Origin of the sequence: Nocardiopsis sp. JB363, from assembly GCF_900143625.1 — a bacterium.
GTDB lineage: Bacteria > Actinomycetota > Actinomycetes > Streptosporangiales > Streptosporangiaceae > Nocardiopsis.
Map to the genome: position 1 here is coordinate 1 of NZ_FRFF01000028.1, position 11298 is coordinate 11298.

Annotated in this window: 3 protein-coding genes; all 3 read right to left on the reverse strand. The window is 62.2% G+C overall.

Features of this window, described 5'->3' with window-relative positions; translation table 11 throughout:
• Nucleotides 1–1015: site-specific integrase (locus BQ8420_RS05325; RefSeq protein ID WP_235005940.1), on the reverse strand; the 1015-nt coding region annotated here is incomplete at its 3' end.
• A gap of 949 nt (nucleotides 1016–1964) precedes the next feature.
• Nucleotides 1965–8480 carry an RHS repeat domain-containing protein gene (locus BQ8420_RS05330; RefSeq protein WP_235005941.1) on the reverse strand — a complete coding sequence of 2172 codons (6516 nt, stop codon included), beginning with the start codon at nucleotides 8478–8480 and terminating at the stop codon, nucleotides 1965–1967.
• Between the two features lie 69 nt (nucleotides 8481–8549).
• A complete protein-coding gene (locus BQ8420_RS05335) occupies nucleotides 8550–11276 on the reverse strand; it encodes a LamG-like jellyroll fold domain-containing protein (RefSeq protein ID WP_369825471.1) in 2727 nt (908 codons plus the stop codon).
• Nucleotides 11277–11298 lie beyond the last annotated feature (22 nt).

The following is an 11298-nucleotide window of genomic DNA, read 5'->3' on the forward strand; positions in this document are numbered from 1 at the left end:
GGACCACCTTCAACTCCACCCCCGCCGCCAACGCCAACGTCGCCGCCCCGTGCCGCAGATCATGCAACCGCACCGGCGGCAATCCACTCTCAGAATTGAGTGTGCGAAACAGGCGGGACAGACGATCAGGAGCCATCGGACCACCCCGCACAGCCGTGAACACCCACCCGCGCGGATCCCACACCCACCCCTGGCTTTCGGCCTCGTTCTGCTGGTACCACTGGTGACGTCGCAACACCCCCAAGGTGGTGTGGTCCAACGCCACCATGCGGCGACTCGCCGCGCTCTTGGGCGCCAACTCCACCAACCCACCCCGGTGACACTGGAGTTGGCGCACCACCCGCACCGTGCCGCCAACGAGATCGATGTCGGGCCACCGCAGACCCACCACCTCACCGCGCCGCAGCCCGGTCATCACCGCCAGGTGGAACAGCGCGTACAACCGATGCTCGCCCACATGGTGCAGGAAGTGACGGGTCTGTTCCACCGTCCACACCGCCACCGCCGGCCGAACCCCGCCATGGGCCCATTCGGCCACAGCCTGCTCGGTCCACACCACCGGTCGCTCCGTCGCTCCTGGGTCCAACCGCAGCCCTTGGGCGGGGTTGAAGGGCAACAACCCTTCGCGCACGGCGGTGTTCAACGCCGCCCGCAACGTGGCACGGATCCGCTGCACCGTGGCCGCAGACACTTGTCCTCCTGCCGGTGTGGTGTGGTGGCGAATCTGTTCGAAGGCCTCCTGCACCAGGGCGGGGGTCAGCTCCTCCATCGGCACCGCACCCAGATGAGGCGTGAGGTAGCGGTGGATGTGCTCGGCGTAACTGGTGCGGGTCAAGGGCCGCAACCGGGTACGGGTGGCCAACCACCGCTCCAACCACTGGGCCAGCGTCAACACCGCCGGGTCGGTATCGACCCCCTCCAGTTCCCGGGCCTGGCGCAGTCCTTCACGCGCGGCTTCCCGGGAAACGAACCCGCCCCGGCGCACCCGACGCCTACCGCCCGGTGCGTGTTCCAAGTCCAGGGTGAAGTACCAACTCCCATGACCGCGCCTTGCCAGCCCCGAACAGCGCCCCTCCCGAGCCTTCGAGCTCCCACCGCCCCGGCATCCGCACCGCTTGTACACCGAACCCGACCCAGACATGACCAACACCCCTGAAACCAGTATCCGCCCCAGACAGGGATAGAGGCGATACCCCTCACGCCCGGGGCAGGCGACCTTCACGTTCACTCACTGCTCCCCCAACGACAGGAGACGATCCCTGCACACAACAAGCTCTCCTTCACACCCAGCACGAGACACCATCGGTGAAGACGGGCGTAGGCATATCCCTCGTCGTCATGCGGTTCCGCGGGCTTGCGCCGCCTCTGCCCACTGCGAGAACGGATCAGGGGTATTCTGCGCACCAGCGGTTACAGGTCCTGCCTGTCATATGTGTTTACCCCGGAGATCATCACTGACAGAGATAGGCCCGCCCGGTGGGTGATCAAGTAGATCTTCGACCCCTTCTTGCTCCGGTCGACAGGGTTCGAACCTATCGCCCCCTTTCAAGCGCATATGTTCACCGAGTCAACCAAGCACCGTAACCAATCCAGATCACCACGGACACCGATCTCATCCGGGACAAGACGTTCAGCCGTCGACACGCGGGCAAGTTACCGAGAATCCAATGAGAAATCCCCAATCACCAACTCGCATGAACACGCCTCGGCAAACTATCAAAATAGCCTCCTGATCCTTTACGCCCTAGGCCGCCTTCCACTAAAACGTCCCAAAAAATACATAATCAAGCATATTACACACAGACCCAAAATAAGCCATGAATCAATTCTAGTCTCACCATTCCTCAACCCTTCGGCAATAAGGACTCCGCCCATGACTACCGTGCCAATTAAACCAAAAACAAGCAAGCTTCTACTCACGCTTCCTCCGGCATTAAATACTCGAACATACACCACAAATCAGATCAATTACCAACCCCCCCAGGAGGAACAGGAGCCCCAACACTCCCCCCGCCGGAAAAGAACCTCCTGATCATTTCTTTGCTAATAGTCAGGACACCAAGGCCACCCATGGCGCCCTCTAGTGCAGAAACTACATAACCAAACATATCTCGATCCCTGGGATTGGTGGTCTCATGATATCTAGCGACGTTCCCGACAGCCCCGATAGCGCCAACTGCCATCACTCCAGCAATACCCGCCCCAAGATAGGCGACCGCGACCAAACTAGCAGCGAGCACCACTCCAGCAATCGCAAGACTTTTCATTGGCCCAGGCATATTTTCCCACCATTGGGACAAGAAATTACCAACAGAGCCCAACCAATCAAGGAATCTCTCTGGAGTCCCCTGCACCCACCCTGGAAACCCACTAAAGAAATCTGACAAGTCATCAGAAATGAAACACTGCACTGGGTTCAGACCTCTGCATTCTGCAGGAAGTCCAGGGAAATAGTTGCCAGTATTTGGCCCTTGAATGTGGCTTGCTTCTCCGAGGGCTACTTCTTCGGGGTCGACGTAGTCGATCTCCACGTAGGGAGGAGGTTTCGGGGCCGCAACCGAAGGTCCCTGGGAGCCGCCGGAGACGCCCCAACCACCCCAGCCACCGCCGGAACCACCGCTCCAGCCGCCGCCACCGGACCAGCCTCCGCCACCGGAGCTTCCACCCGAACCACCACCGCCGGAACCGATAAACCCGATGAAGCCACCCCCGCCCTTGGACGGGCCCTTACCAGGCTTCTTCCCCGGATTCTTGGGCTTGCACAGGCACGGGTGTGCTGCCTTGGGAAACAGGCCATCCGCGTCCGAGTAGGTGGCCGGGTTGTTCTTGGCGTAGGCGTACCCGTGCATCTGCTGGGTGTCGGATGTGTCGATCAGCGGGTCGACCGAAATAAAACTTCCCAGGCCCGCGTCATAGGATCGTGCCCCCAACTGCGTCAGGCCCGTGGACTCGTCGATGGTCCCGTTCACGAAACCGCGCTGGCCTTGCCAGTCCGCGGTGGTTCCACGGGATTCACCGAAGACGGTCATTCGGCGTTGGATGTAGTCGCCCCAAACCGCGTCCACGAGGATCTGTCCGGTGCCATGGTGATCCGAGAAGATCCAGGACAGGCTTCCGTCATCGTCACGGACGGCCACGGTTTCACCGGCGTGGTCATAGTAACGGGTGGCCTTCTCACTTCCCTCGGAGAAGTTCCAGGTGACGTCGGTTCCCGGGAGGTAGAGCGTGGACTCCTCGGCGGTCTTACGCATCAGCCGTTCACCGTCGGCGCTGTAGAGGAACTCGGTTTCCTTCCCGTCCTCTACGACCTTCTCGAGTTCGCCGCTTGCACCCCATTCCAGGGTCTGGGAGTGCACATCGTTGTTTCGCGCGACCATGTTACCGGCCTGGTCGTACTCGTAGGTGTGAGCGCCGCTGCCGCTCACGCCCGATTCGACGACCTCAGCGACACCGTGGGCAGGACCTTCTCCCTCTTCGGCATGGTGGTAGGTGCGGACCGCTTGCCCGGCAGGGGTGTGGTCGATTTCTTCCAGGCGGTTGCCGACCTCGTCGTAGGTGTATTCGCGCCAGTAGGGTGCCGCACCACCGAGTTCGGTGATCTCCGGTTCTGCTGCGCAGGCTTCTTCACCCGTGTTGTTCGGTGTCCAGGCCTGGGTCAGACGGCGCAGGTGATCGTAGTCGAAGCACTGCACGTCGTTCTGCAGTGAGCTGTCGGTGGGTTCGTCGGCCAGGCGCAGCAGGTTGCCCGCGTCGTCGTAGTCGTACTGCTGCGTGGACAGCGAGCCGCTACCGGCGCTGTGGACGAGGCTGACCATGTTGAGGCGGTTGGTCTTCTCGTCGAAGTCCTGGGTGACCCAGGTCTGGTCCGAGCCGAGGTTGCTGCGACTGAACTCTCTTTGCACCAGGTTGCCGACCTTGGAGTAGACCGTTTCGCTGACGATCCGGTCGCGCCCGATAAGGGTGGAGGGGTTACCCAATTCGTCGTAACCATAGGAGAGGGCTTCTCCTGATAGGTTTCCCGCGGCCGGCAGGCTCATACCGTCGAGACTGCCGTCGGGGTTGTAGAGCGAGGTGAACTGGTAGCTACCGGCCAGCTCGCCTTCGGTCTCGGGGATGGTGATCCTCTGGACCAGCGGGCGGTTGAGAGGGTCGTAGCTGAGGACCTGACTGGTGTAGGCCGCTCCTTCGTCGAAGCGGGTGGCCGAGCTCAGCTGGCCGACCTTCACCGTGTCGTAGAGCCATTCGGCCTGAAGTTCACCAGAGGAGGAGTCTTCTCGCTGCTCGATCTGGCGGCCGAGTTCGTCGTAGACCACATGCAGGCTTTCGCCTCGTGCATCGGTGGTGGACACCGCGCGACCGAGGTCGTCGTAGACGAGCGTGTTGGTGCCGGTGTCGGGGTCGTTGCTTTCGACCATGCGGCCCAACAGGTCGTAGGTGTAGCTCCAGATATTTCCCGTCGGATCGGTCACCGTTTCCGGCTGTCCTGCGGGTGTGTAGGTGTAATGGGTGGAGTCGTAATCGCCCTCCGCCGCCGGTCCGTGGTGGTCCCTTTGTTCCACCACGTTGCCTCGGACGTCCTTGATGGTCGTGCTACCGACCCCGCCCTCGGGTGTACTCACGCGTGTGGCTTCCCCGCGATACTCGGTGCTGGCTCGCCACTGTTCCACGCCTCGTGACATGTGGATCTGGTCGGTGGCCCGCCCGGAACCATCGAAGACCGTCTCCTGCCATCGGGGAATCTCGTCGTGGTTGTTAACCACGAACAGGTTCTCCGATGGTTCGTCCTCGTTGTAGTACGGTTCGCGCTCGATGACCGCCTGTCCACGAGAGTCGTAGAAGGTGTCGGTCAGGACACGACCACCACCGGGTGCCGGCGCCTGAGTCTGGCGCGGTCTGAGGAGTCCGTCCAGGATCTGGATCTGTGTGATGTAGTCACCGTCGGGTCCCAGCGCCTGGGTGGTGACGGTGCTGGGTTCGTTCTTCTCGATGTTGTATTCGAACCGCAGGGAGGGTGACATGCCCTGTGCTCCGGTGCGGTCCGCCAACCAGGCTTCGGTCAACCGGCCCAGTGGGTCATAGCCCAGGCGGGTGGTGTTGTCGTTGGCGTCTTGGATGGACACCGGCTGACCCCGGTGATCCATTTCCAGGGTCTGTTCATGGCCTAGGGGGTTGGTGGTGACCATTTTGGAGGATGCGCCACCGGCGACCAGGTCGGTGTACTGCACGGAGGTGGTGTTGCCTTCGGCGTCGGTACTGGTGATCGAGCGCCCGTACTCATCGAACGTCGATTCCGACGCGGTCAGGTAGTGCGGTGTCTGACCATCATGCTCGTCCAGGTTCTGTACGGCGGTGACATGTCCTTGGAGCGGGGAGTCACCGAAGTCCTGGCCGTCGTAGAGATAGCGGGTGTCACTGATCGTGTCCTCGGGAAGGCTCGGTGACTCCCCACAGGGGACAGCGACCGTTTGACTACGCGCGATGAGTTCCAGCAGGTGTAGGTCGGTGTTGCGAGCGAAAGTGTTGGTCGTACACCGGTCATCGGTTTCGTCGTCCACGTCTCCGAAGTCGTGGACAGCGCTGACCATCCCGTAGGAGTCGATCTCGTTGGTGGTTCGGCTGTGCCGGAGGGAACCATCCTCCAGTGTTTGGTAGCGGTCCGAGTGTTCGACACCGACCATGTGGGATTCGACCGTGCCCCAGGTGAACGTGCGTTCTGCGGTCTGGCGTTTCCACGGGGTGGTGATGCTTTTGGACAGGACCTCTCCGCCCGTCCCGTCCCGGACGATCAGCTCGCGGGTCTGGCCGTTGAAGACCTCATGGTCGTCCACAGCCGTGCCGGTGGAGTCGGTGATTTGGGCGGAACGGGTGCCTGACGGCAGATGGTCCTCGTCCATGCCCTGGTAGAACAGGTACTCGGTTTCGGTTTGGACATCGTCCGGGTGGCCGGTGCGCACGATGACCCGGTCGAACCCGCGCCACTGTGACCAGGTGCGTTGATCGTCGTCTACGAACCCGTCCGCGTCCACGTACCGCCAGGCTCCATCGCCCACGTAGTCGTAGCTGGTGATCACATCGGGTTGGTCCCCGACCAGGTCGACTTCGACCAGGTCGGTGACGGCGTACTTGGCGAACCAGTCGGTGATCTCCTCCGCACCCCCTCTGTGGGTGCGAATGACCGGGTAGCACAGCTGGGTGTTGGTGTGTGCTGTGGGCAGGTCGTCTGGGTCGCAGTCGGGTTCGGCGTAGGACACATCCACCTGGGCGCCGGTCTCGGTGTAAATGGCGGTGATGCGCCACTTGTTCATCGGGGCCAGGCCGTCGGTGGTCGAGTCGATGCGGTTGGGCATCGGAGTACCGGCGAAGGTGACCTCTGGGTACGATTCGCTGTTCTCACCGGTGTGGCCTGTATGGGTGATCGAATCGAGCCACAGCGCCGGGTCGGTCCCATCTCCCGGTGCGGGGAAGGAGTGTTCCAGCTCCCAGGTGTCCACGGTGGCATACTCGTCACCGTTGTGCAGCTGGGTGGTGACCTTGTTCAGCTTCTTGGTGCTCCAGAAGGTGGCGTTGTGCTGTCCGGCGCAGTCGTCGGTGCACTCTTGATCGAGAGGGGTATCGGGCCAGTATTCGGCGTTGTCCTCTTCCCGATCGTCTTCGGCGCACCCGAAGTCGGTGTCCACGCAGCGCTCGCCCACGGTGTAGAGAACCTGTGCTGGAGCCGTGGCCTGGGCGTCATCGTCGCGTAGGCCGTAGGCGGTGCGCTTCAGGTAACCACCGCGGTCGTATTCGACCGGGTCGGAGTCGAAGTTGAGTCCGTAGTGGTTGGTTTCGGCCGCGTAGTAGTGGGCCAGAGCGTTGTCCTGGACATCGACGACGTAGTCGAGGTTCCATCGCCAAGCCTGGTCACACCAGGCGTCGTCCAGGGTGGAGTTGTGGCAGGGTTCGCCGGAGTCGTTCCCAAAGACCGGGACGGTCCAGGCCGAATTCGTCTCGTCGTCCCCGGAGGAGTGCCCGGGAAGACGGTTGAGCCCGAAGTGGTACTGGGTGCCGTCGGTGGTGGTGACCTTCCAGTGTTCGCCGTCGTTGTCACCGTTGGTGGCACCGGTCAGGCGTTCGATCTTGGAACCGTCATCGTTCTTGGGGGTCCACTCACCATCGACGTAGAGCAGCTCGGTGGAGACTCCACCCAGGTGCAGGACGGCGTTGTGACGGGACCAGCAAAGATCCGGGATCCGGGTCCCGTCACTCTGGCACAACTGGTACTGGCGCTCGATGTAGCCCGGGTGGTAGTCGAACCCCTCACCGATCCACGAGGTCTGGTTGTTGGTGTCCGAGGTGCGCCCATCCACGGACTGAGAGGAGTAGCCGAGGGCGACCTCGGGTTTCAGGCTGCCCGCAACGCCGGGGGTGGCCAGCGGGTAGGTCCAGGAGAAGTTTCCTGTTTGAGGACCGACATTCCAGGTGGAGGAGGGGCTCAGTGAGGTGGCACCGAAGTCACCGGTGCCCTCCTCGCTCTGTGCCTGGGCCACTGCGGCAAGCAGGACCCCCTCACCGCTGGCCGGGGCCAGGGTGGTCAGGGACTGGTCACCGGTGTTGTTGGTCGACTCCAGAGGGTGCGTGGTCAGGCGCTTTTGGCCGTCAGCACCCTCGTATTCGGTGAGGGCGATCAAACCCAGTCGAGGCCCGTAGTCGGCCCCGTAAGCGGAAGCGAAAGCGGAATAGTCGATCTCCACTCGCACCGGGCCGGTCTCCTCCGCGTCATCGGTGCGAATCAGACGCAGGGCCAAGCCGTCCAGCCCCAACTCCTCTGCTTCGGACCTATTCAGGACGTGGAGTTCGGCGGCGCTCACTGGAACAGGCACCGTCTCAGGAGCGGGTTCGAGGTCTTCCACCTCATCTTCGGCTTCTTCAGCCTGGGTCTCGGTTTCCTGGCCATCTGACTCGGGTTCAGGCACAGAAGGGTCAGGGGTTTGTGCCTCTCCTTCCTCCTGGGAAGGGGCATCCGAGGTTTCTTCTTCGGGTTCCTCTACGTCTGGCTCACGCGGAAACCTTCGCTCATTCTCGGTAGTTTCTGGTGCGGTATCCGCTGCCTCGTCCCCTTGATCCGGTGTGGGAAGCGGAGAAACCCACTCCTCGAACTCCTCCTGGGTCACGCTCTCGATCGACACCGCCCCGGAGGCTTCAGCACCGGAATCGGAGAAGGTTTCCATCTGAGAGAGGTGGACCGTTTCGGCTTCTGGCCACGTCGCTTCGCCAAGCGAGGTCATAGCCGACTCAGCCACCGCGCCATCGCGTTCAATTTCGGGAAGCGATGCGTCACTTCCTGCGACAGACTCTTCCAGATCCACGTCAGGTCGGTTGTTGTACCCGAGTGCGGACGCGGGGACGGAGCCCACCAGGCCGGCTGCCATAACGAGCGCCATAAAGCCCACAAAAGGCTTTCCCATGGCCCTTGACTTGTGATCGTTGGGGGATTTCGACAAGAGTATTCCTCCAGCCCGGATGGAACGAAAACCGGACGCAAGTTATTGATCGACCGAAATATCCGGCTCTCAGTTCGCGGGCAGGTAACCCAAACGGATCTGAGTAATATCGTCTTCTGAGATCACACCCTGGTAGAGGTGCACATCACTGATATCTCCGGCCCAGGGGTCGGAGAATTCTTCTTCAAAGAGGGCTCCGCCGATCATTACCGGACCATTCGCTTGCCAGGCTTCGGGGATCTCGACCGGTGCTTGTGCCATACCGTCGACGTAGAGAGTGGCTTGGCCCAGGGCGTGGTCGTAGGTGGCGGCCAGGTGGGTCCAGCGGCCGAATTCGGGACTGTGGTCGGACAAGGACCGGTGCCACCCGCTCGCGCCGGTACGGTCTTCAGGCGGCAGCTTCATGACCCAGTTGTCATGTTCATAGGTGTGCTGATAGCTGAGGTAGAACGCGCTGTGGTCACTACCGTTCTGGGCCATGGCGGTGGAGTTGTGGCCGACTTCGTCGAGCCGGACCCAGGCGGCGACGCTGTAACTGCGGTCGGTTCGGATCGCCGGGGCCTCGGTGCTCAGGTGTTCCTGTTCGGCCACGTCCAGGCTCACGCCGGGGGCGAAGGTCACTTCGTTGACGGCCTGGTTCCACGCGGTCAGCGGGTCGGCATGCAGGGTGGCGTCCAGTCCCTGGTCGGAGGAGTCCGTCGCGAGGGTGCCTTCGGTCTCGTCCAGCTTCCAGCGACCTTCGAGTGCGGTGGGCCGGTTGGCCAACTCCCACACCTCTGATCGGGCTTCGTCGTCTTCGATGAACGGTTCGTCGAAGAGGACCCGGTCCCAGACCCGAACCTCATCGATGGCGCCCAGCCAGGTTCCGATGTGCTCCCCGTGGTACTTGGCGCCGCTGACCACGAAGTCACCTTCGGCGTTCCAGGGGGTCTCCTGCACCGCGGTGCCTTGTTTGACACCGTCCACGTACAGGGCGACCTCACCGCTTTCGGGGTCCAAGGTCCCCAGCAGGTGTGTCCACACGCCGATCTGTGCTTGCTCGGTGGACAGCGCCCGATGGGTCACCTGGGTGTCGTCCGTGTCTCGGGGTGCCTGTTTGAAGACCCAGCGTCCACCCCCGGAGTGCTGGTAGCCGAGGTAGAAGCCACTGTTTCGGTCTCCGTCCTGGGCGACAGCTGCGAGGTTCTCGGTCGCGCCCTCTTCCAGGCGCACCCAAGCCGACACCGAGAACGCTTGGCCGGTGTCGACGACCGGGCCGTCGGTGCGCAGGTGCCCGGAGGCTTCGCCAAACTCCATGGCCGTGCCCTCAAGGCGCTGGGTGCTGCCTTCGTTCGTTCCTACCCGTCCACGCACCCAATCCACGTCACCAGTGGCCGTCAGAACGCGGTCGTTGTCCATGGCATCGGTAGCCGTGGTGCCTTCGCCTTCGTCCAATGGCACATGGGAGACCGGGCTCGCGGGTGCGGCGACGGTGAAGATGTATACCAGTCCGCACTCGGAGGAGTTTCCGTAAGCGTCGCTGATACGAGCATGGACCAGGTTAGGTCCGTCTCGACGTGGGGTGATCGGCACCGTCACGCTCTGGCCCGGTTCGTCGAGTTCGATCTCGGCGGAGCAGGAGGCGTCGTTGAGGCTGTAGTGGTAGGAGGTGGCCTGGTCGACTCCGTTGTTGGCGAAGGTGAACTCACCTGAACGTCCCACCGAGCCGTGGATTTCATCACCGGCCGGGTAGTCGGTGGAGGTCACCTCGGGACCGGAGTCGGGTTTGGTGGTGTCGATCTCGATGAAGCACCATGAGGACCACGGTCCCCAGTTGGAGCGGTCATGGCCGCGCACCCGGTAGGCGATCAGTTCCTTTTCAGGGAGATCACGGGCGGTCACCGGCCGGTAGGAACCTCCCGACCACTTGCCCACGGTTACGTAGGCCGAATCCGCCGTGCCCAAGGCGGTGTCATCTGCCACGCTCTTCCACTCGAATCGGGACTTGACCTGTTGCCCCACCCAGTAGGAGTCACGGTCGCGGAGTTGGGCGTTGAAGGTGACGGTGGTGTCGTTGATCAGCCGGGGCTTGTCCTGGTCGGTGCTGCACACCCCGCCGAGCGAGTCGGAGATGGTGGAGGTGACCGGCTTCTCCGGTGGGTGGTTGTAGTTGATTACCAGTTTCGGCGGATTCTTCTTGACATTGAATCGGCGCCAAGCGCTGATACCTTGTTCGTCCCGCTCCTTCAGACGCAGGTAGATGTGCGAGGCGTCGTTATCGATCCCCCACTTGTAAGCGGCGGTAGCGTCGAACTCCACACCCGTGGAGGAAGGGCATGTGGCCCATCCACCGGTCACGTTCTGAGTGTCCAGAACCCCACCCTGGGTGGAAGGCTGGTTGTTCCAGGTGGTTTTACGGTTGAACGGTTTGACTCTCTGCAGCTGAATTCGGGAATTACTGTTGCAGCTGTAAGCCCAGTCGACTTCAGTGCGCAACGTGGCCGAATTGATGATGGTGTTGGGGTGCATCGTTCGAGCCATCATCGTGAACTGGAAGAACGCCCGTCGAGTCCAGGTACCGTCGGGGTCGGAATAGCGCCCCACGGCGAAAGGCTTACCGTCTGTGGGATTGAAGTAGGGCTGGTTGGGAAAGGCTCGGTCCACATAGGCCCAGTTGGCGCGGCTGGCGTTCACCGAGGGGTCGATGTAGATCGGGTACTGAGCCCTTTTCAACCTGAAGGTGCAAGTCACGGCTCTGTACCGACCTTCCAAAACCCCTCCTGAACAGCAAGGTCGGGTCGCCCGGAGGAGTCGCACCTCCGGGCTCCCACAGATCCCG